The organism is Acidithiobacillus marinus (assembly GCF_002847505.1).
GTDB lineage: Bacteria > Pseudomonadota > Gammaproteobacteria > Acidithiobacillales > Acidithiobacillaceae > Acidithiobacillus > Acidithiobacillus marinus.
Map to the genome: position 1 here is coordinate 60,110 of NZ_MXAV01000053.1, position 18,571 is coordinate 78,680.

An 18,571-nucleotide genomic window follows, 5' to 3' on the forward strand; every position below is an offset into this window, starting at 1 on the left:
GATATGCTGGATGTTCAGTTTGACGTTTCTTCTAAAAAAAACATCATGGCGTTCGCGTCTTGTTTGTTTGTGTTAAGTACACCAGCTTTTGCTGGTGGTCATGAAGATGTATGCATCTTAAATGCGCTTGGCAAAAATGACACACATTCATGTGAAAAAATATACGGTCAAATCAATTTTTTACAGCATATAACCCCGTCTATGCAAGTTTCAAAAATTGATTTTAATCGAAATGGTTGCGCAACCATTAGTACAGGTGTATCGAATACCTCCTATTGCGGGTTTACGATGCATGCGACGTATGATGCTATGCGTAAGTTTTTGGTGAATAGCCTCACAGTTTCTTTTGGCAAGAATATGTACGGTGGTATATCTTGCGCAGCCCCTTTATCGTTAAACACCAGTGGTGACATCGCAAAGGATGGTGGCGATACTTACCATATTGTGTGCTCAAAGAATTATTCAGAGTTGCCGCTTTATGCTTTAGAAAATATTGGCAAGAAGAGTCGCATGTTTAATAATGCCAGATTTCTTGATGGTGCTAATATTGCGGAGCTGTTCAAGCACAGAAATAATCTGTTTCGCGGCTATCTTGAAGAAAGAATGGGTAACGAATTTATCATAGCCCAAGTTTGTAGTTCTCAATATTCTTGTTCTGGGACCACGCCGCAACCAGCTTTTTTGAGTCTCAGCCCGGTAGTATTGAATACTGATGGAGAACCCAAGAAAGATAACGGAATGGATGTTTATTACTCTGGATTCCTGCCGCTATCCTATATCGAAAAATCGATCAGAAGTGCAAATGGCGAAGATTTTGTCTATCTTAAACGTGGTGCCTCTCAAAAACAGAAAATAGGATACATTTCTAAACAAAATAAATTTAGTGCTTGGCTTAATGATCCTTCAGTTCATCTTATGACCACGAGATATAGTCATTATTATCATTCATACTTTAACACTAACAGCCAAGCCTTTTTTAAGTTTCTGTCGAGATCTGGAAAATGGGTGTATGTAACGCCAGGAGTCTCGATTAAACATATCTCTAAGTTGTACATCCCGGCACCAAGAACAGAAAAATCAATCATAACTGTCCTGAATTCTATGCCAGACATAAAATTCAGCGGCCATGCTGGTCCGCACGGGCTGAAAAAATGGATGCTCAAGGCTCGTACTGGTTACAATACAGTTTGTGGTGTTGTCACATCGACAAACGGTAGCACAATAACCGTATTAAATAAAAAAATGGTTAACGTAACTTATCCATCTGGGCTCTTGTTTGCCATGCAAGAATCCGGTAAGTGTTCTTTCAAGAAAGCTAAAAAATTCAAACTAAAACAAAGTGTCATTTTTTATAGCCACTAGAGATGCCTAGGCATTACGATGGATCACCTCGGGCTGGGTGGCTTCGTATTGCCATCCAGTAAGGTGCGGGCTTTTGCGACCTGGTTTTACCAGCTCAAGTGTAATCTCCTGCGTTTCGAGATCGACCGTGATGGAATCCCGGCGTACCAGTGGGAAAAGAGAGGGGTATCACTCTATACCACGTCTAATATCCGAAAGTACCGAGAGCCACGCAATGCTACATTCCGCTTGATGAATCGCATTGAGCGTGACGTGTAATCCGGAGTTCGACAGTTAATCTCGCAACTGATTGATATCGTTTATAACTATTTCAAAACGCTCCACTACAACAGCGTTAGTTGCTGAGACGCGGCCGGTTTTTTTACCCGGAGGGCATGCAGAACCTCATTTTGGCTATCGTGGATGGAAGACACCCCGGCTACCGGCGGGGCATCATTGAGACGGATCTGGTGATGTTGAATGCGGCGTAGCTGCTCCAGGGCGCGTTCCGGCGTCAGCCCGGTGTGACTCGCCCGTAAACGACTGCGCATGACCCGATGCAGAATCAGCGCCATGAAGCAGATTGCTGCGTGCGCCCGTATCCTGTCGGGCAGGCGGTGGTAGACCGGGCCGATTTCCAGCTCGGATTTGAGCACTTTGAAGCCCCGTTCGATATCGGCGAGAGACTGATAGCGGGCCACGACCTCTGCCGGTGACAGGTCCTGCACATTGGTCACCAGCAGCAGCTTGCCATCCATGCGCTCCGCCCGCGTCCGTGCAGCTTCGTCAATATCGTAGCTAAACTGCTGTGCGGCCATGTCCACCTGGATGATGCGCGAACAATGCGCCTCGCAGACGGCATGGTAGAAGCGGGCCTTGGCCCCGCTGTCGGAGAGCTTGCGGCCCCGGTGTTTCTTGCCGGCATCCTGATCATCCAATTTGCCCGCCCATTGGTCAGCCTGGGTAAGCAGTGCCTCAATCCGCGCATTCCGCTTGGCGGTCTGGTCCGCCGCCGTCATGGGATCATGGGCGATGACCAGCCGCAGGTTGTTCCAGGGGCGCTCACCGATGACTTCTTCCGTAGCCGTGTGGCACGACTCCCGCTGGAAACTATCCAGCAGATCGGTAAATTCATGGTATCGCCGCCCCGGCACGGCCAGAATAAACTCCAGAGACTGTCCATTGGTCAGCCGGATCGCCTGCAAGGCCTCCAGATTGTCCAGGCTCAACAAACCGCGATCGGCAATGAGCACCAGGCGCCGTACCGTCGGAAAGCGCTCCAGTACTTTACCCAGGGTCGGCAGCAGCGTTTTGGTCTCTGCGGTGTTGCCATCGAAGACCTCATGGTAGATCGGCAAACCCTCTGCCGTCTGCACGACCCCCAGCAGGAACTGGCGGGCAATCAGGCCTTCCTTGGCCATCCCGAATTGCCGGACGTCTCGGGGAAGCGTGACCAAGCCTTCACTGCGGATGGTGGTGAGGTCATAGAAGACTACGGACAGGTCCTGATCGATCAGGGGGCGCAACAGTCCGGCTACCACAGCATCGACGGCAGGCTGTTGCTCCATCAGGGCGTCCATGCTGCGTAGGAGTTGCTGGTGGGTAATCGCTGCTACAGGCACATCCGGCAAGGCGACGGTTTCCACCCAGCGCAAGACGCCCAGTTTCGATTCGGGATCACAGAGCCGGTTCAGGACCATCACCCGGATCAGCGCTTCCACATCGGTCGTATGGCGCGTCTTGCGGAATACCTGGCGCAGCGCCCCGAATCCCAGTTCCTTCCACAGTTCAGTCAGGGCCCAGACATCGCCCAAGGCACGCGCAGATTCAAACGCGATGGACGGCGGGGAAGAAACCACTGGCATCGCTGCGGGTGTTTGCCCGCTGACCTTCATCAGGCCCGAAATCACGGCATTCAACTGACTATCGACCTGGTCCAGCCGACCCAGTGTGGCGACGGTTCGCTTTTTGACCTTTCCGGCATCATCCCGGTAGGACTCCACAAGCTGAACATAGCGGCGGCTGCCGGAGGTGGTTATTTTCACATGCATGCCGCCACTTTATCAGCGTTCATCGTCGTGTCAATGAAAGAGTAAAAGAATTGAAACGTGCCACCACAGAAGTTTTATAAAAGTCGCGCTGAAACCCCTATGAATGCTGGAGTGGCGTTACGAAATTGCCGATTTTTGCTGATGAACTGTCGAACTCGGGTGTAATGTCTTCTTTGTTGACCTCCAAAAAAATCCCATTCGCCGGAATCACACAATCCTAAAAAGCTTTATCGGGCCGTATTGCGGGAGTCTATCTAGCGCATAGATCAATTTTGTGTTGAGCATAGAGGCCATTTCCAGATTGTTCTGGATGAGATGAAAAACCAAGATGACTTCCGATCCCAGATCGTTTCTGAAGCCTCGATTCAGATGTTTCGCGAAGCTCGCTCATCAATGATAGAGCCGCCGATCCAGGCTGAGAGTCATTTATTCCAGACATTGCAGTGTGCTGATTAGCTATGCGGCTTGGTCTGTCACGTCGGCTGCTATGAAGTAATTCCCGAAGTTTACGCGGATTTCAGCTGGACTAAAAAATACTTTACTCATCGACTCAAGCGCGTGGCACCAAAAAGCGGCATTCGTCGTGAGCGTCAGATTACCGGTGATGCGCTCACCACAGACCTATCCGGCGGCGCAGACTGAGGCATATATGCGAAATGTGCGCTGGTGGTGTGGTTCCCGTTTGTGCGTTCAAACCTTGGCATCGCCCATCAACACCTCTTCCATAATCACTTCGCCCGTGGATTTGACGGTTACTCTTCCGGTCATGTGGGTTATGGGATCCTCCGGAGTTTCCTTTTTCTTTGCCCGATCAATCGCGCGTTGGATGCAGGCGCTAATACGATCAAAGCGCATGGCCGGAATATCCTTTCCGCCACTGAACAGCATGTCCTGGCTTTTATACCGGACGGAGACGGTCACATCCACCCGGGCGGCGCTTCCGCCTCTGCCCTCGGAGCGTGCTGCAGTCTCCGGGTAATACACCAGGTCAATCCATAAGGGGATGCCGATACCCCTCTTTTGCGCGGCGGCCAGAATATATTGCCTCGGGGCGGGTTTGGGTATGCCTCTTTTTAAGTCATTTTTGGCGACAAAAACACAGGCACCGCCTATTTCGTCATCCTTCACCAGTGCGACAACGGTAATGAGCGTACGGTGTTCTTTGTCGATGACCAAAATATAGGGGAACCAGTATCTTTTCTCGACCTTCCCCCAGATCACGGCATAGAGGTACTCGCCTTCATCTTCGGTCAAGCTTTCCATGATGACCGCTGATGTATTCGCTTCTGCAATGAAGTCCTCTGTGTTCATTTCAAACAGTTCCTGGATTTTTTGCGTAGCCGGGCGGCTGGCCAGTCTGATGACAGGTTTTTGGTTGTTCAATTTACCCTCGTTGATGTCTCGATTTTTGATGTCCCTGCAGCTGCGCAAACAGCGCTGGCCGGAATGGGCAGGATGTTTGCGTGAAAATAGCACACCTTACAGTCGCCGCCAAAGCTACGCGCTGTGAAGCAAACCAGTTTGACCGCTAATCAAAAACCTGGGTTACCATGATTTCCAAGTTTTCGTTGCCGCGAAACCGGTTGATCGTCGGGGTGAACGTGCAGGCAATAGACTGTCCCGGTTCCGGAATGGGCTGTTCGGCGAACTTCCCTTTTCTGAACCAAATCCCTTTAACGAGCTTTTTCCCAATTCTGGTCTGGAATTTTAACCCTCCTTTGGCTACTTCCTGGACTTCGTATAAATGCAATCTGCCCGTAAAAAGTGGTGGCTCGAAGCCTCGACCCCATGGCCCGCCATCTTCAATAGCTCTTATGTTTTCCATGGTGAAATCACGGTCATCCAATGGCCCATCGGTCACGACGTTTTCTACCAGGTCAGCTTCGGCTAGCATGGCCTTTACCGTTTTTTCAAATGCCACGGCAAAAGTCTTTATGGCCTCCTCGGTGCCAACCAGCATCAAACCCGCAGCGGCCGCATGGCCGCCGAACCGCGTGATGATACCAGGGGTGCGTGTGTCGGTTGCTGCGATAGCATCGCGCAGGTTGAGCCCCGGTATGGACCTCCCTGAACCTTTGTATTCACCGTTTTCCGCTTTGGTCAGAACAATGGTCGGACGATGGTAGGCCTCCCGGATTTTTCCCGCCACGATGCCGATAATACCTTCGTGCCATTGGGGATTGCTGACCACGATGCTGTATCCCACGTCGCCTAAACTTTGCTGCTGTTCCTTGAGGATGTTGTCTGCTTCTTCCTGTATTTCCGCCTGAATGTCCTGGCGTGAGCGGTTCATGGCATCGAGCTCCTGTGCGATAGGCATGGCCTCGGCTTCGGTCTTGGCCAGCATCAAGCGCACGCTTTTCTTCATGTCGGCCAATCGTCCGGCTGCGTTGATACGTGGGGCCAGCATGAAAGCGATGTCGGTTGCGGTGATATGTTCCGCATTTCTTCGGGCGACCTCTATCAGTGCTTTAATCCCGGGCCGGCAGGTGCCAGAGCGAATTCTGCCGATACCCTCTGCAATCAGGATTCGATTGTTTTTTTCAAATGGTGCTACATCCCCAATGGTGGCTACCGCCACCAGGTCCAGCAATGGCATCAGGCTCATCTTGGGGATGCCTTGCTGTTCAAACCAGTTTCGGCGCTCCAGTTCGGCCCGCACTGCGCCTGCTACATAAAAGGCGACCCCGACCCCTGCCGTGCCTTTCCAGGGAAAATCGCAGCCGGGTTGATTGGGATTCACGATAGCGTAGGCATTGGGTAGGGTGTCTCCGGGTAAATGGTGGTCCGTGATGATGACCGTCATGCCTCTCTGGTTAGCGGCTTCTACCCCTGCATGGCTGGATATGCCGTTATCCACCGTAATAATGAGATCGATGCCTTCTGGCATATCTGCAACGAGGCTCGGGGATAGTCCGTATCCTTGTTTGATCCTGTCCGGGATGAAGAGCACTGGGGTTTTCCCGCCCATTTTTTCGATGGCTTCTATGAGCAGGCTTGAACTCGCGGCCCCATCGGCATCAAAATCTCCTGAAATAACAACGTGATGCGCCATTTCTATGGCGTCTGCTATTCTTTCTGCGGCCTTTTGGAGGCCCTTCATTTTCTCCAGGCCTTCTATATCCTTGATGGTTTGCCTGATCTCGCTCGTGGTTTTAATGCCCCGCGCAGCATAGATTCTGGCCAGCAGATCGCTTAAGCCTTCCTGCTTGAGAGTTGCGAGGTATTCTGGATTTACTTCTCTGGTAAGAATTTTCACGGATACTCCTTATTGCCTTTTTCTGCTTCTTTATATGAGACATATTTTACCACTTATATCTGGTTTTCATGGTAAAAAATGGCGAGAAAGCGCAAAAAAATAGGCCCATAAAGGGCCTAGTCGGTTACTTGAAATCTACTTGAAATCTACACCCCCGAGTAATACCCCTGTTCCTGCCGCGAGAATCGGGAGGGTCAGGAAAGCAAATGCTTGTCGGAAGTCTATGCTTGCTTGCGTGTTCATGATGACGATCAGGACGATGCTTGTCGGCACAATAAATGTGACGATCATCAATGTCCACCGTGCATCCAGCCCTGTCACGCGATCTACATATCCGGCAAAATAGCCGATGCATCCCGTGGCGAATGAAAGCGTAATCACAACAATGGTAATGACGGTCAATGGAGACATGACTTTTCCTTTTTTGAAAAGGCGCTTTCGCACCGATAGTATGAAGAGAGAGGCGCTACTGGTTGAAAACCGGCCTCATATTGCGTCGCAGATTCCCGGGCTGCTGTTTTCATCGAAAAGATGATGGGTGGTAAGAGCCTTTATCGTAGTTTTTTAGATGATTATTGTCAATTTTCGCGTAGAGGACACTCCCCTGCGAGCCAGCTGGTGAGTCTGCTGCCGGAGATGATGGTAACGCCTTGAGCAAGGTGCTTGCCGTTTTTCGGGGTTTTCCCGGTGTGGACGAAAATTCCGCCCACACAACCTTCCCTCTGCGCGTCCACCCGGAATTGTTCAATATGGGCCTTGTTGACGGCACCACGGTAGCGTTTGCACTGAATAGCCCACCATCCTTCATCCATATATACCTGTCCGTCCAGGCCGCCATCCCCGGTGTACCGCTGATTGCGGCGTATGGGGTATCGATCGCGCTGAAACGCTTCCAGGACCAGCTCTTCAAACACCAGGGGGTCGATGGAGCGCAAATATGCCAGTCGGCGGGCGAAAGTTGCTTGCGTGTCATTGCCCGTGATGTCCGAGATTTTTTTGATGCTCTTTTTTCCTTGGGTTATTCTGTGCTTATGCCCCGCTTTATGAGCGGCCTTCTGATTCCCCCGGATCGTTAAAGCTCTCACTACCAGGGTTTTGAGATGGGTCATCGACCACATTTTCCGTTCCTCTTTGTCCGGTTTTTCCTAAAGGGTTGGGCTGCTGGGTCCATCGCGAATAGAGCAGCATAAGAATGGCTACCAGCAATACAAATATGAGTGATCCGATGAATTGTGCCAAACCGTACCCCCTGCTATTCCATGGAGTTGCGAACTACAGTCACAAAATAAGGTGCAGATACAATCAATGGCAGATTCAGGAATGCCACGACTTCTGCTTGTGGTATGCGGAAGATGAGTAGCAAAATGGACAGCCCCATGAACATGGTGACCCAGGCGTAGGCCAGCAGGATCGCGAATCTTTGCTGGCCGCTCTTCAGGTTATTCGCATCCGGGTGGTTGGGCTGGCAGAACCCGGTTCTGAAAAACCGCCATCCGGTTTCTATGCTTTCTTTTAACGATTGACCTTCCAAGAGCCCCGGAATCGTGAACAAAGGAATCATCGGTGTGCTGCCGATAGGCGCCCAGAGCGCCAGTATCACCAGTGCCTTGAGCGAAAAGTTTGGCGTCATCCAAGCCCATGGCGCCGTTTGCAGCGCCATGGAGAGGGTATACAAAGACACGAGAATGGCGCTGGATACAATCAAAATACCTATGGCTTTTGTGCGGAGATTCCTGGCTTTTGGCAGCCCAGTTATAAAAACCGGTATCGAGAAGAACAGTCCCATCCAGGGTGATGATGAAAAAATGGCGATGGCGGCCATGGTCGTAGCGATGATGACGCGGCCCGGGTGCGCCCACATGAGTTTCGTGGTGTTTGTCATCCAGCCCCCAACGAAGTGGAGCCCGACTTTTTCCAGGGGTCTTATATGCGCCGTTGTTTTTCGCATGCTTCCTGCACATAAAAACCCTGTACCAGATTGATCCCGTACTGCTGACAAATTTCCCACTCTCTTTCGCTCTCTACCCACTCGGCGACTAAAGTGGCCCCGGCCATTTTGGCTATATGGGCAATCGCTTCAATCCCGGCGAAGGCGAGAGGGTCCCTATGAATGGTGGCTGCCTGGATGAGCTTCCCATCTATTTTTACAAAGTCTGGATGTGTGGCCATGATTCGTTGGATGCCATCCGCACCTGCGCCTGCATCATCAATAGCAATGCGAATGCCCTGTTTGTTTCTGAGCTTTTGGAGAATTGCCGCTGTATCCTCTATGGGCGTTCCCCCCGGCTTTTCCGTCCACTCGATGACGATGTTTTTATTTAAAGCTGAGAGCGTGTCGGCGATGACCGGATCATGGAGTTGCTGGCTGTCCATATTGATGGCGGCGAACGTGCCCGGGACGGCGATATCATTGGCGATGTCTGTCAGGTAGGCCGCCCAGGTTCGCCATTCGTCCGTGGTTTCCGGGTAGGGCTGTGATCTGCAGAGTATCTCGTATCCGACCGTTTTCCGGGTCTGGATATCGGCAATAGGCTCAATATGGTATTTGCAAAGTAGACGGTTTCCGTAGAGGACGCGCTGGCTGTTCGACATGGATGGCTCTTTTGGGGTGAAACAATAATGAAACAATAGCACTTTCTGCTATTAATCGCATCATTTAAACGGAAAACCCTTATTTATCTATGCTTACAACAATGTTTTTTATGTCTTTGAGCGATGGATTTATTTGGGTATGCCATCTGCCATGGATTTCCCATACCAGGCACGGACTGATTCCGTGGACCAGTTTCTGGAGAATCTGGTTATTTTCACTGGCCCGAACAGCGGCAATCTGGCGAATCCTGGCGGGGTACTTCTGTGCTGCTGCAATGGGGTACCCGCCTTGATGGGTGAGCGCGTTATAGTGTTTTTCATCCATGGCAATGGCGGCCTGAACATTCCCCGCACCTATTTCAGCGGCGGCCCGTAACGTGCTGTTCGTTGCCCTGCCCACCGGTATGACATACAGGTGCCACAGATTGTGGGCCATATAAGGGATCATAGCCATGTAGAGTTTATGGCCTTTGGCGTTATTAGGGTTCAGGAATAACGCCAGTTCCGGCCCGTTATAGCCAACGACAAACCCGGTTGTTTTTTGAATGAGAATGTGGACCGGTTCAGCCTGAGCGAGGGATGGGAAAAGGCAGGTTACCAGTATAACGATCATCACTTTGCACCATTTCTTGCTCTGTCTGCTCTCTATCTTGTTCATTTTCCCTCTTTTTATTGATTTTTCTGATGTCCTTAAGGGCTTGCTCGATCTCTCGCAAATCACGAACCCGTTGTACATACATTTTTTCCAGCATGCGCATGATTGGTTCTGTGTCGTTGTTTTGCTTTGGTTTTTTCATGTGAATGCCTCGTTTTCTTCTGTTTTTTCAACAGGGACGATGGAGAGTAGCGATACGCGATAGGGCTTCAGGGCCTGATCCATCAGTCGTACGAAATCATCGATAATCCGGTTCATCTGTTCGTGGAGATGGGTGATTTCGTCATAGATGTTCATGTTGCTTTGCCTGGCGGTCAGGGCTTCCTCCTGGACTGTGGCTATTTTTTCGAGGAGGCTGATCTTCTGTCTGGCTTTGGCATAGGCCCAGCGTCCCACTTTCCCAAAGCTTTTTAGTTCCGTTTGGTAGGTGCGCATATCCCGGATGAGCGACTGGTAGAGCCTCTGCTTTTCGCGGCCGCGATGTATCCTGGATTTAATCTGTTCCCAGTTGTTATCGATATCCTTTTTGCTGTCTTGCAGGGCCCGTCCGACAATGGCTTTAATCGCGGGCTGATCGAGCTGTGTGGCAATCGCGAACTGGGCCAGGTTGAGCGCCTGATCTGCCCGAGATTTCGAGCGTAGTATTTCATCGACGATGTGTTCTTCACGGCGACTCACGGCGCTAAAAAGAAGGTCGAGGTCCGGGTCGCTCTGGATAGGCTTGGCTTCTTCGATCTGCTGTGTTGGCTGTGGTTCGCGGAAAAGCTCTTGGCGTTGTGCTGAATAATAGGGTGAAACATCTTCCGACATGATGGGTTCCTTTTTGGCTTAAGGGATATATCAATACCCCATATATAACATAAGTGGAACAGTAATTATGGCTCCAAGCAAAAAGCAGTGTACACCAAGTTCAAAAATGCGCATATCCCAGCGTATTTCCCACTTGATTACAACGAAAAACATCCTTATCAGGATGAGGATCACGAAAGCGGCGGCGATGGCGGCGATCAGCATGGCGATTTTCTCCTTACTTTGGACTGTTTCATGTCTGATAATGTACCATAAAAAGCATGTCTATCAGCCGTTTTAGCGTGATCATCGCCCGGTGCTGACAGCTGGGATAGTGGCGGTAGCCCGTCCGTGGACGCGTGTGTATGATGTCATCGTTTTATTTTTTTTCTTAAAATTGCTAAACTCGACTATGTAATTTAACCATAGGTGCGCTTATGAATCAGTCTAAAATAGTCAAAGAACTCCTGAACCGCCGTCCAGGCACCCTTCGATTCGAGGCCGCGCAAATCCTGGATGACGTATCCCAGTCCTTTATAGAGGTGCTCCGCCGCGACGGGCGCGTGGTTATCCCCGGTTTGGGTTCACTCTCCTTGCAGGAGCGTGCCGGACGGTCTGGCTTTAATCCTGCCACGGGTGCACGGTTGCAGATACCTGCCAAAACGGTCGTCAAGTTTCAGCCAAGCAAGTCATTGCGGGATGGGGTCAACATTGACCGGTGAAGTGGTAGATCATAGGCCGCCTTTACGCCCTGTTCGTGGAGAAAAAAAGAAACCGGCTTCTGGGAGCAAACCCCAGCGTAACCGTCGGACGCGGGAGGAAATTCTCGCGGATCTCCAACGTGAAGAAATGGCTCTGAAATCTCGCATGGAGAAGAAGTTGAATGCTATCCGTGAACGCCGTGAGAGGCTCTCTGAAACCCCGGAAAATCGACGCAGGCGTGAGCGTGAACGCCGTGCTTTTGAAAAGGCGTGGGGGCGAATCGCTCCTGATATGGGTTATGCCCATATTCTAGGGGCCCTACAGATGGTTATAGCTTCTGACCATGATATGGCTGCGCTCAAGAAAAATGGGGACAAGCTGATTGCGGCGCATGGGTTGAGTCGGAAAACCAGGTAGCTGAGGTGGTGCCTATGGCTACGAGCGCGGAACGAATGCGAAAAAAACGAGCAAAAGACCAGCAGTTGGTGTTAAGTAATGGTGATAATGCTCTTTTGAGTGACGCAGCCCTGATTGAGCAGTTGGGTATTGCTTATCGGAATGTTCGGCGTGGTCAGAGCAATACCGTGTTGCTGGGATTGCTGCAGGAGGTGGCGGCCAGGAGCGCTTTGTCTGGGGTTGTCTTGTGATTCCTTTTTTAATCAATTTATTGTATCAAATGGCGTTCTCTGTGCCATGAGAAACTCCAGACCTTTGATCGTTACCGGCTGATTGTTCTGCCAATCCTGCCCAGAAAGTACGGCATATTCCACGCGCTTTGCATTTTCTTCGGCCCATTTTTCGGATGGGTTTTCTGTAACCTGTCGTTCCATGATCTTTAATCCGGCTTTTATGGCGCCCTCCAGGCCTTCGTGTTTTTCGCGGAGTTTCTGGTTTTTCCCGATATAGGTGTTCAGGTAATCAATCGCTGCCTGGCGCGATTCTATGGGGATACGTCGGTCGATGACGAGCGCGTAAATTTCGTTGTATTCCGCGATTTCGCCAATGTCCTTTTCGTCGATCTGGATCGCCTGACTATCCCGCAGCCAAGTCAGCAAATGCCCAATAGCCATTCCGAGCTGCTGAATCTGTCCGGTTTCATGCGTGTCCGGCACGATCGATGTTGCTGCTTTTTCGACGATGACCGCAATTTCCGATGCGGTTCCCTGGGCGATCAGGTTTTTTAATATTCCATTCATGGAATTTCTCCAAGCATGTTTGCCGTAAATCTCTTGATGGTTTGTCGTTCTGTGTGGGCCACCCGCCAAGCGGCCTCCATGGGCTCATTCATGGGGATCGGAAAAATCGGCTCGGTATCCGTGTTTTGCTTCACGCTAAAGATTACTGCGCCTAGTTGGTCGGCCACGACCTGGATAGGTTCATCGTCCATAATGATGGCGGCCGCTGGATCGGTTATCCCTTCTGTCTTCAAGGTCTGGGCGATTTGGCGATCCGTGACATGGATGATCTGTACTGCGTTTTGTAACGCTTCTGGCATATTTCGCCACAATCGTTTGTTATGCTCTGGTTCGATGTGTGTTATGGCAAAAATACGATATCCCTTCCCCTGCAGCAAAGCGCAGAACTCGACTGCATCCTGGTTATAGTCCGGCGCTACCTCTGGATACTTTTCGAGTTCTGACCATATCCAACCTCTTTTTATAGGGTTTGATGCTGGGTATTGAAAATCTTCACCCAGATGGAGTTTATTCCATAGTGGTGAAAAGTTAGCTATCAATCCATCCATCTGAACAATTGCCTTTTTCACAAACGATCCATCTCCACAAAGGTGGTCTGACTTTCAAGCCGGATGGTGTTAATCCGCTCCACCAGCAGCGAAATAGCCTTTTTCATCAAAAAGTCATCCATTTCACGATTAGTCAATTTTCGTCCGAAGCTGACGCGAGCTGCCGCAGATACGTAATCGATGTAGTCCTCGCCGCCCAGGATAGTCTGGAGCTTTTTGGTTTTTTCTGAGGATGCTGGGACCATGTGGGTTGTTTCCAAGTTCGATGGATTTTCTGTGTCAATCATGTGATAACCTCCTTTTTTACACATTTCTATCATAGCACGGCAAGCTATAGTGAGAAACTCCCTACTGAATGAAAGTAATTTTCGCCAGGGCGCGTTGTGCCCGGCGCCCCTGCCCCTTTGGATGTCTCTCTATATGGTTCCTACTAGATGAAATCAATTATTTTATCTAGTAGAATGATCCATAGCCTTGGTCGGTACCCCTTAAAGCGCCGTGCCGGGCGCTCGTTCGATAGAAACGGGGCCTCTGTGCCTACTGAAACGCTGGAATTTTGGAGGTTGGTGATGAAAGAACCCGCTTGGGACGAATCGCGCTTGTCGCGCTGTTTCCCGCATGTTTCTGCATCTTCTGCGAAGTTGTATAAACGGCATGTTTGGTGGTTTATCCGCTGGCTGGCCGCACAGAAACAATCCCCGCTAGATGGCTCTGCTTTGCTGGTTTCTGCTTATATTGCAAAAATGCGGGATATGCGCGGCTGGTCTGTTTCTACGGTAAACCTCAGTCATGCGGCTCTCGTATCTTTTTATGACTATCTGATCGAAAGTGAATTGTGTGTGGATAATCCAGCCAGGGCCGCTTTCTTTGATAGACGACGCTCTCGCCAAAGAGCACCCAAAAGATTGCCCATCACGCTTTTTGAAGCGGAAGAAAAAAAGCTCCTGGAGCATACTCGGGTGTTCCCTCACCCAGAGGGCATGACATTCACCACCCTGCGGCGTTTTCAGTTGGTCCGGTTGCTCTACTTCACCGGATTGCGCGTCAGCGAGGCGATTCATCTGAAATTAGAGGATCTGGCCCTGGAGAGTACCCACCCGACGCTGCGTGTGATCGGCAAGGGGGACAAGGAGCGCGAAGTCCCGTTGTGCGATCAACTCCAACAAGAGCTGTTGGCGTATGTAGAGATCCGCCAGGCCTTTTTGGTGCGGCATCGTCGTTGCCAGCCTGATGCGGTGGCCTGGCTTTTTTGTGATGCGCTGGGCGCCCCGTTCACGGCAGGTGGCGTGCATTACATGGTTTCTCAGCTTTTTGAGAGCTTGGGTTTTACGAAAAACCGAATGGGACCGCATGTGCTCCGGCATACCTTTGCGACGCGCCAGTTCCGTAACGGCTGTCCGCCGGCAGTAGTTAAGATATGGCTGGGGCATCAAAGTCTGGCCACTACCCTGTCTTTTTATGAGCATGTCGCTGAGGGTGGCGGGGGTTTACGGCCGGCTTGATCTGTGCGCGAATCACCACTCTAACGCTGGCTCCGCGCACCGGACTCATCGTGTTAATCAGGTCCTGGGTAGTCTTTAGCCAGCTTGGCGCGGCCCTCCGCGATTAGCTGGGCGATGGGTTTACCCATCAAGCATTCGCACGTCTCAGCAGATATTTGTTTTTCTTTGACAATACTCCACTCATCGTCCATGAGATCCGCCATAAAGCTGGATTTGCCAGAAAACTCCGTGATGTTATCCCATGCAGCTTCGACAGAGCTCGCGAATCCCGCGCCACCGAGAATAACGATATTGTCCGCAGCAATATCAAAATACACAAGCTGGATATAGCCAACGCACTTTTCTTCGCTACCTTCCATAACGGCCCCCATTGATTGATAAAAATATATTATAACATTCCCTTACATCTGGAACCCTCGCAATGCTGGGTTAAGCATTGGGGTTGTCCAGAAAATCACGCCAATGGACCCAGCCTTGCGGGGTATAAAATCCCCACTCACGAATTTTTGGACCAGTAAAGAAAAGAGATGTACAAGGTGCGTCATCTATCAGCTCAATGCGATGCGCCTGTGTCGCTTTTCTGAAAACAATGCTCCCGGGTCGTTGTAATTGATCGCTATCCAGGCCTCCGATACTTTGGCGATGCTCGATATATGCACCATGAACCAAATAGGACATATTGTGCCATGGATGATCATGCATGGCGCGGTCGTCGTCACTGCGCAAGAAAACGTGTAAGTACACATTAAAATAACGATTCTTTGGTAACAAAAACCAACGCAGCAAGTACGGGTGCGACGCGCCGCCAATGACCTGATCCGGGCTACGTCTAACTTGGATTTTTTCGCAAAAGCGCACTGTATGCGACAATAACATTTTTACCACTCGAAGTCCGGCCAACATCTCTCGCTGTCTATAAAGGCATCAGGATGGATGATACCCGGCCTGGTATCGATTCCCGCAGAGGCCAAGTATTCATGCATCGGGTTAAAAGTCTCCATCAGCATGGGCAAGGATTTCAGGCGTTTTTCGGGGGAAAGACCTACGAAATAGCGGCAACGACTATCCAGTATGTTTTCCAGATGTTTATAGGGGCCACCGCTCATCCCGTAGATCATGCGGTCGATTTCTTCGTGGGTTAAGGTTGGCAAGGCTTTTTGCAGGGCCAGTTCCACCACATATTCCAGCTCGAACATCAGCGATTGATCGAGCTTGTTCCCCGGCATGAACGCCAATGCCTGCCGGAGAACGCCGACTTGCACCAGGAGCATCGGCCACACAATTCCCACCCCGTAGATCCGGATTTTTTGGTCTTCGGCGTTGCTGCGGTACGTCCTTTCTCTCTGGTTTTCGTATGCCTTACGAAAATCATAGGCCAACGCCAACACAAAGCCATCCTTTCGCTCGATGAAAATACTCTCTTCAACGACGCGATGAATGAAAGTGTGGAGCCTTCTCAGGGCGTCGTACTCGCCCCACAGGGTAACGCCGGCATGATGCGGGGAGAGCTCGAACTCGATCATGTGTGTTCTCCTTTTGATTGGCTAACCGTCAGCCCGATGTACACGATTATGGTGATTCCCAGCAAAAGAATCACCAGACGGGTCAAATCCTGGTAGAACATGCTGGCAGCTGCAGCGTACAGGGTGGCCATACCTGTTTCTGTCGCTACCATGCGGATGGTTATCCTGGCCCCGCAGTGCCGACATCGCCCCAGCAGGATAAACCAGCTGATAATCGGTATTTCTTCCCATGGCTGGATGTTGTGACCACAACCCTCACATCGGGAGTGGGCAATGGGAGATATTCGGTGCCGCGTTCTATAGGCCATGGCATTGATGAAGCTGCCGAATAATGCCCCTATGGCAAAAAACCAAAGAATGAAAAATGTTTTCTCATCCATTTTGCAATTTTCTTCGTTTTTTTATGATGACTTTTACCGCCTTGTCATTGACGCTTTGATTGCTTCCAGTCTGCAGCCTGCCTCCAGAAAGGTGCTGTCCGTCACCGGTTGCGTTATCCCGTATCTCGCGCCAATCGGTGGTCTGTATATCCTTTGGATAATGCCACGAGGGGCGATGACCTTGTGGTGCCCCTGGCCTTGTGGGTTCTGCCAATTCCCTGCGCTTGTCGGTTGCGGCCACATCAGCGGCTGCGCATGGCGTAGGTGTTTTTCTCCGGAGTTGCGGTGCTTTGATCACAATATTCACTCGATATGACTAAAATGGTTATTTCATAAACTGGGATAGCGATGATGAGGGCGGCCCCAAAGGTAATCATACTGGCGATCACGGTAATCGTCGCCAGTATCCAGAGGAGTAGAATGGTAAGCCACTCTTTGACCAGTATCTTTGGCGAGAGAGCCAGGGCCTGCAACCAGGTAGTGTCTTCTCCATATACGGAAAGTGGGATGAGGAACAGCTCAAGGCCGGTGACAATAAATGCGGTCACCCCGATCACGATGCTTTCGGAGTGGTTCACAAAAAGATAGTTCAGTGCCACGCATAACTGGAAAAAGAAAAAGAAGGCGATGGTTTTTTGCGCTCTGTGAGCGCCCAGTTTTTTGATGATGTACGACATCTTGGAGAGGCCTGCAGCATTGTCTCCAGTACGCCTATCCATGACCCACGCGCCCAGGGCGTTGGTGGTGACGTTTATTGTCGGGACCAGTAAAGCGAGCACGGCCACCAGAATGTATCCGACAGGGAATACGCCCCCATTTGCATTAAAGGTTTTCATGCCCTCTTGTACATAAATCTGGAGCACTGACAGTGCGATGGCCAGTGCGCCAAGGCCGGAAAACGCCAGTTTCGCCTGTTTCCAGATCTGCCAAGACGCCTTGATGACGGTGGTTATTTTCTGCATGCGGTTTGATCCCTGATGTATGCTGCGAGGATGATCTGTCGCTCCCCGATGTTTTTCCATTTTTCCCCACCGGGGGCATTCCGATTCCACGCCAGCGGGCTGGTGTGCGGCATGGGTATCAACAGGGTGTCCGCTGGCCAGGCGGCTTTTATTTCCGGATGGCAAAGCATCTCCGCCTGATGCGGATCTTGTTGGTATTGATGTAATGCCTGGATGTTTTGGTAAAGGCCCATGATGCCGGTGATAGCGCGTGTGGATGTCTCCCCTACCGTCACGACCGCCGTTGGATTCGCCACGCGTATGGTATCGGCTAAAAGCGGGAGGCAGTTAAATACTTCCCGTGGCGTTGGTCTGCGATTATCAGGTGGCCGGCAACGAACGACATTGGCGCACCCGTAGTCCCTGCCCCGGGTAAATCCATTCGCTTCCATCAAATGATGCAGGGTCTGCCCTGCTCTGCCGACGAATCCTTTACCTGCCTTATCCTCTTCGGCGCCAGGAGCCTCGCCGATCACTAGAACCCGACAGGGTGCGTCCATTGCCGGCAAGTCCGGATCCACGATCGTGCTGCGCGATGCGCAAAGTGCCTGACATTTGCTGCAGTGCATGACTTTTTATGCTGTTTTTGTATTGAGTTCTATTTTGACCACGGTGCCATAAGCCACCATTTCTTCCATAATGTTCCCGCCGCCCGAATCAAATTCCCCAGAGTCGAAGCGCATGGAGAGTACCGCATTGCCCCCCATGGATTCGGCCTGTTCGGCAAGGGACTGGATGGCGTCATCGCGGGTTTTGGTGAGCAGATTGATATTGCCTTTCTGCTTCCCGCCAAACACGGCGGCTACGCCCGCCATAAAGTTGCCGGCGACGTTTCTGGACCTTACGGCCGTGCCAAAAGCGACCCCCATAATTTCGGTGACGCGATGACCGGGTATATTATCTGTTGTGGCGATGATGGCTGGCACTTTTTACTCCTCCGTATTAAAGGTTTTATCCTATACGAAAAGCGCGGATATAGAAACTTTTGACGACAAAGATGGGTACAAAAACAAAAAAAGGAGGGGTAAAAAC

General features: G+C 50.9%; 27 protein-coding genes. 6 read left to right on the forward strand and 21 right to left on the reverse strand.

What is annotated here, in order from left to right; all coding sequences use genetic code 11:
- Positions 1-3: 3 nt before the first annotated feature.
- Positions 4-1,362, forward strand: a complete 1,359-nt coding sequence (locus B1757_RS13810) for a hypothetical protein (protein WP_101538873.1) — start codon at positions 4-6, stop codon at positions 1,360-1,362.
- Between the two features lie 323 nt (positions 1,363-1,685).
- Here the strand turns inward: B1757_RS13810 and B1757_RS13820 are convergent, their stop codons facing one another.
- A complete protein-coding gene (locus B1757_RS13820; protein ID WP_101538875.1) occupies positions 1,686-3,392 on the reverse strand; it encodes an IS1634 family transposase in 1,707 nt (568 codons plus the stop codon).
- A 690-nt stretch (positions 3,393-4,082) separates the two neighbouring features.
- Entirely contained in the window at positions 4,083-4,703 is a 621-nt protein-coding gene (locus B1757_RS13825; RefSeq protein ID WP_216360883.1) for a hypothetical protein, read from the reverse strand.
- Between B1757_RS13825 and B1757_RS15630 the strand changes: the two genes are divergently transcribed.
- Complete coding sequence (locus B1757_RS15630; RefSeq protein ID WP_216360884.1) at positions 4,696-4,902, forward strand: hypothetical protein; 207 nt, start codon at positions 4,696-4,698, stop codon at positions 4,900-4,902. The genes B1757_RS13825 and B1757_RS15630 overlap by 8 nt on opposite strands.
- Positions 4,903-4,920: 18 nt before the next feature.
- On the opposite strand, the gene recJ is transcribed toward B1757_RS15630, so the two are convergent.
- The 9 genes from recJ to B1757_RS15540 form a co-directional block, all read right to left on the reverse strand.
- Complete coding sequence (recJ, locus tag B1757_RS13830; protein ID WP_101538877.1) at positions 4,921-6,651, reverse strand: single-stranded-DNA-specific exonuclease RecJ; 1,731 nt, start codon at positions 6,649-6,651, stop codon at positions 4,921-4,923.
- A gap of 135 nt (positions 6,652-6,786) precedes the next feature.
- Positions 6,787-7,062, reverse strand: a complete 276-nt coding sequence (locus B1757_RS13835; RefSeq protein ID WP_101538878.1) for a hypothetical protein — start codon at positions 7,060-7,062, stop codon at positions 6,787-6,789.
- A gap of 167 nt (positions 7,063-7,229) precedes the next feature.
- A complete protein-coding gene (locus B1757_RS13840; RefSeq protein WP_101538879.1) occupies positions 7,230-7,769 on the reverse strand; it encodes a restriction endonuclease in 540 nt (179 codons plus the stop codon).
- Between the two features lie 134 nt (positions 7,770-7,903).
- Positions 7,904-8,599 carry a hypothetical protein gene (locus tag B1757_RS13845; RefSeq protein ID WP_143484292.1) on the reverse strand — a complete coding sequence of 232 codons (696 nt, stop codon included), beginning with the start codon at positions 8,597-8,599 and terminating at the stop codon, positions 7,904-7,906.
- A complete protein-coding gene (locus B1757_RS13850; protein ID WP_101538881.1) occupies positions 8,575-9,243 on the reverse strand; it encodes an EAL domain-containing protein in 669 nt (222 codons plus the stop codon). Before B1757_RS13850 ends, B1757_RS13845 begins: the two co-directional genes overlap by 25 nt.
- A 79-nt stretch (positions 9,244-9,322) precedes the next feature.
- Entirely contained in the window at positions 9,323-9,856 is a 534-nt protein-coding gene (locus tag B1757_RS15240; protein WP_172437735.1) for a hypothetical protein, read from the reverse strand.
- Positions 9,807-10,040 carry a hypothetical protein gene (locus B1757_RS15245; protein WP_143484294.1) on the reverse strand — a complete coding sequence of 78 codons (234 nt, stop codon included), beginning with the start codon at positions 10,038-10,040 and terminating at the stop codon, positions 9,807-9,809. The genes B1757_RS15240 and B1757_RS15245 overlap by 50 nt, the downstream gene beginning before the upstream one ends.
- Positions 10,037-10,708, reverse strand: coding sequence for a hypothetical protein (locus B1757_RS13860; RefSeq protein WP_101538883.1), 672 nt, complete (start codon positions 10,706-10,708; stop codon positions 10,037-10,039). Before B1757_RS13860 ends, B1757_RS15245 begins: the two co-directional genes overlap by 4 nt.
- A gap of 30 nt (positions 10,709-10,738) precedes the next feature.
- On the reverse strand, positions 10,739-10,912 hold the full coding sequence (locus B1757_RS15540) for a hypothetical protein (protein ID WP_172437736.1): 174 nt from the start codon (positions 10,910-10,912) through the stop codon (positions 10,739-10,741).
- Between the two features lie 212 nt (positions 10,913-11,124).
- Between B1757_RS15540 and B1757_RS13865 the strand changes: the two genes are divergently transcribed.
- Genes B1757_RS13865 through B1757_RS13875 form a run of 3 tightly spaced genes read left to right on the forward strand, consistent with a single transcriptional unit; the run spans position 11,125 to position 12,036 of the window.
- Entirely contained in the window at positions 11,125-11,409 is a 285-nt protein-coding gene (locus B1757_RS13865; RefSeq protein ID WP_101538884.1) for an HU family DNA-binding protein, read from the forward strand.
- Complete coding sequence (locus B1757_RS13870; RefSeq protein ID WP_101538885.1) at positions 11,399-11,806, forward strand: hypothetical protein; 408 nt, start codon at positions 11,399-11,401, stop codon at positions 11,804-11,806. Before B1757_RS13865 ends, B1757_RS13870 begins: the two co-directional genes overlap by 11 nt.
- 35 nt (positions 11,807-11,841) lie before the next feature.
- Positions 11,842-12,036 (forward strand): hypothetical protein, encoded by a 195-nt coding sequence (locus tag B1757_RS13875; protein ID WP_253253874.1) that lies wholly within the window; start codon positions 11,842-11,844, stop codon positions 12,034-12,036.
- A 12-nt stretch (positions 12,037-12,048) separates the two neighbouring features.
- Here the strand turns inward: B1757_RS13875 and B1757_RS13880 are convergent, their stop codons facing one another.
- From B1757_RS13880 to B1757_RS13890, 3 genes are read right to left on the reverse strand one after another with little or no spacing between them, the layout of a single operon-like run.
- The gene (locus tag B1757_RS13880; protein ID WP_101538887.1) at positions 12,049-12,585 is read right to left on the reverse strand and encodes a hypothetical protein; all 537 of its coding nucleotides are present in this window, start codon (positions 12,583-12,585) and stop codon (positions 12,049-12,051) included.
- A complete protein-coding gene (locus B1757_RS13885; protein WP_101538888.1) occupies positions 12,582-13,154 on the reverse strand; it encodes a hypothetical protein in 573 nt (190 codons plus the stop codon). The genes B1757_RS13880 and B1757_RS13885 overlap by 4 nt, the downstream gene beginning before the upstream one ends.
- A complete protein-coding gene (locus tag B1757_RS13890; protein WP_101538889.1) occupies positions 13,151-13,420 on the reverse strand; it encodes a hypothetical protein in 270 nt (89 codons plus the stop codon). The genes B1757_RS13885 and B1757_RS13890 overlap by 4 nt, the downstream gene beginning before the upstream one ends.
- 282 nt (positions 13,421-13,702) lie before the next feature.
- On the opposite strand from B1757_RS13890, the gene B1757_RS13895 reads away from it, so the two are divergent.
- On the forward strand, positions 13,703-14,635 hold the full coding sequence (locus B1757_RS13895; RefSeq protein ID WP_172437737.1) for a tyrosine-type recombinase/integrase: 933 nt from the start codon (positions 13,703-13,705) through the stop codon (positions 14,633-14,635).
- A 53-nt stretch (positions 14,636-14,688) separates the two neighbouring features.
- Here the strand turns inward: B1757_RS13895 and B1757_RS13900 are convergent, their stop codons facing one another.
- The 7 genes from B1757_RS13900 to B1757_RS13935 all read right to left on the reverse strand — a co-directional run bounded on the left by B1757_RS13900 (position 14,689) and on the right by B1757_RS13935 (position 18,465).
- Positions 14,689-14,994, reverse strand: coding sequence for a hypothetical protein (locus B1757_RS13900; RefSeq protein ID WP_101538891.1), 306 nt, complete (start codon positions 14,992-14,994; stop codon positions 14,689-14,691).
- A gap of 70 nt (positions 14,995-15,064) precedes the next feature.
- On the reverse strand, positions 15,065-15,511 hold the full coding sequence (locus B1757_RS13905; protein WP_101538892.1) for a hypothetical protein: 447 nt from the start codon (positions 15,509-15,511) through the stop codon (positions 15,065-15,067).
- Positions 15,512-15,513: 2 nt separating this feature from the next.
- Positions 15,514-16,158 carry a DUF6904 family protein gene (locus B1757_RS13910; protein WP_101538893.1) on the reverse strand — a complete coding sequence of 215 codons (645 nt, stop codon included), beginning with the start codon at positions 16,156-16,158 and terminating at the stop codon, positions 15,514-15,516.
- Positions 16,155-16,538 (reverse strand): prepilin peptidase, encoded by a 384-nt coding sequence (locus B1757_RS13915; protein ID WP_101538894.1) that lies wholly within the window; start codon positions 16,536-16,538, stop codon positions 16,155-16,157. Before B1757_RS13915 ends, B1757_RS13910 begins: the two co-directional genes overlap by 4 nt.
- Positions 16,539-16,780: 242 nt before the next feature.
- Positions 16,781-17,500, reverse strand: coding sequence for a hypothetical protein (locus B1757_RS13925; RefSeq protein ID WP_101538896.1), 720 nt, complete (start codon positions 17,498-17,500; stop codon positions 16,781-16,783).
- Entirely contained in the window at positions 17,488-18,108 is a 621-nt protein-coding gene (locus B1757_RS13930) for a uracil-DNA glycosylase (protein ID WP_253253875.1), read from the reverse strand. Before B1757_RS13930 ends, B1757_RS13925 begins: the two co-directional genes overlap by 13 nt.
- Before the next feature lie 6 nt (positions 18,109-18,114).
- Positions 18,115-18,465, reverse strand: coding sequence for a YbjQ family protein (locus B1757_RS13935; protein WP_101538897.1), 351 nt, complete (start codon positions 18,463-18,465; stop codon positions 18,115-18,117).
- Positions 18,466-18,571 lie beyond the last annotated feature (106 nt).

Excerpts from the sequence above, each read along its gene's own strand:
- B1757_RS13810 (WP_101538873.1), top strand. The coding sequence starts at position 4 with ATGCTGGATGTTCAGTTTGACGTTTCTTCTAAAAAAAACATCATGGCG.
- B1757_RS13820 (WP_101538875.1), bottom strand. The coding sequence starts at position 3,392 with ATGCATGTGAAAATAACCACCTCCGGCAGCCGCCGCTATGTTCAGCTT.
- B1757_RS13825 (WP_216360883.1), bottom strand. The coding sequence starts at position 4,703 with ATGAACACAGAGGACTTCATTGCAGAAGCGAATACATCAGCGGTCATC.
- B1757_RS13835 (WP_101538878.1), bottom strand. The coding sequence starts at position 7,062 with ATGTCTCCATTGACCGTCATTACCATTGTTGTGATTACGCTTTCATTC.
- B1757_RS13840 (WP_101538879.1), bottom strand. The coding sequence starts at position 7,769 with ATGTGGTCGATGACCCATCTCAAAACCCTGGTAGTGAGAGCTTTAACG.
- B1757_RS13845 (WP_143484292.1), bottom strand. The coding sequence starts at position 8,599 with ATGCGAAAAACAACGGCGCATATAAGACCCCTGGAAAAAGTCGGGCTC.
- B1757_RS13850 (WP_101538881.1), bottom strand. The coding sequence starts at position 9,243 with ATGTCGAACAGCCAGCGCGTCCTCTACGGAAACCGTCTACTTTGCAAA.
- B1757_RS15240 (WP_172437735.1), bottom strand. The coding sequence starts at position 9,856 with ATGATCGTTATACTGGTAACCTGCCTTTTCCCATCCCTCGCTCAGGCT.
- B1757_RS15245 (WP_143484294.1), bottom strand. The coding sequence starts at position 10,040 with ATGAAAAAACCAAAGCAAAACAACGACACAGAACCAATCATGCGCATG.
- B1757_RS13860 (WP_101538883.1), bottom strand. The coding sequence starts at position 10,708 with ATGTCGGAAGATGTTTCACCCTATTATTCAGCACAACGCCAAGAGCTT.
- B1757_RS15540 (WP_172437736.1), bottom strand. The coding sequence starts at position 10,912 with ATGCTGATCGCCGCCATCGCCGCCGCTTTCGTGATCCTCATCCTGATA.
- B1757_RS13865 (WP_101538884.1), top strand. The coding sequence starts at position 11,125 with ATGAATCAGTCTAAAATAGTCAAAGAACTCCTGAACCGCCGTCCAGGC.
- B1757_RS13875 (WP_253253874.1), top strand. The coding sequence starts at position 11,842 with ATGCGAAAAAAACGAGCAAAAGACCAGCAGTTGGTGTTAAGTAATGGT.
- B1757_RS13880 (WP_101538887.1), bottom strand. The coding sequence starts at position 12,585 with ATGAATGGAATATTAAAAAACCTGATCGCCCAGGGAACCGCATCGGAA.
- B1757_RS13890 (WP_101538889.1), bottom strand. The coding sequence starts at position 13,420 with ATGATTGACACAGAAAATCCATCGAACTTGGAAACAACCCACATGGTC.
- B1757_RS13895 (WP_172437737.1), top strand. The coding sequence starts at position 13,703 with ATGAAAGAACCCGCTTGGGACGAATCGCGCTTGTCGCGCTGTTTCCCG.
- B1757_RS13900 (WP_101538891.1), bottom strand. The coding sequence starts at position 14,994 with ATGGAAGGTAGCGAAGAAAAGTGCGTTGGCTATATCCAGCTTGTGTAT.
- B1757_RS13905 (WP_101538892.1), bottom strand. The coding sequence starts at position 15,511 with ATGTTATTGTCGCATACAGTGCGCTTTTGCGAAAAAATCCAAGTTAGA.
- B1757_RS13910 (WP_101538893.1), bottom strand. The coding sequence starts at position 16,158 with ATGATCGAGTTCGAGCTCTCCCCGCATCATGCCGGCGTTACCCTGTGG.
- B1757_RS13915 (WP_101538894.1), bottom strand. The coding sequence starts at position 16,538 with ATGGATGAGAAAACATTTTTCATTCTTTGGTTTTTTGCCATAGGGGCA.
- B1757_RS13925 (WP_101538896.1), bottom strand. The coding sequence starts at position 17,500 with ATGCAGAAAATAACCACCGTCATCAAGGCGTCTTGGCAGATCTGGAAA.
- B1757_RS13930 (WP_253253875.1), bottom strand. The coding sequence starts at position 18,108 with ATGCACTGCAGCAAATGTCAGGCACTTTGCGCATCGCGCAGCACGATC.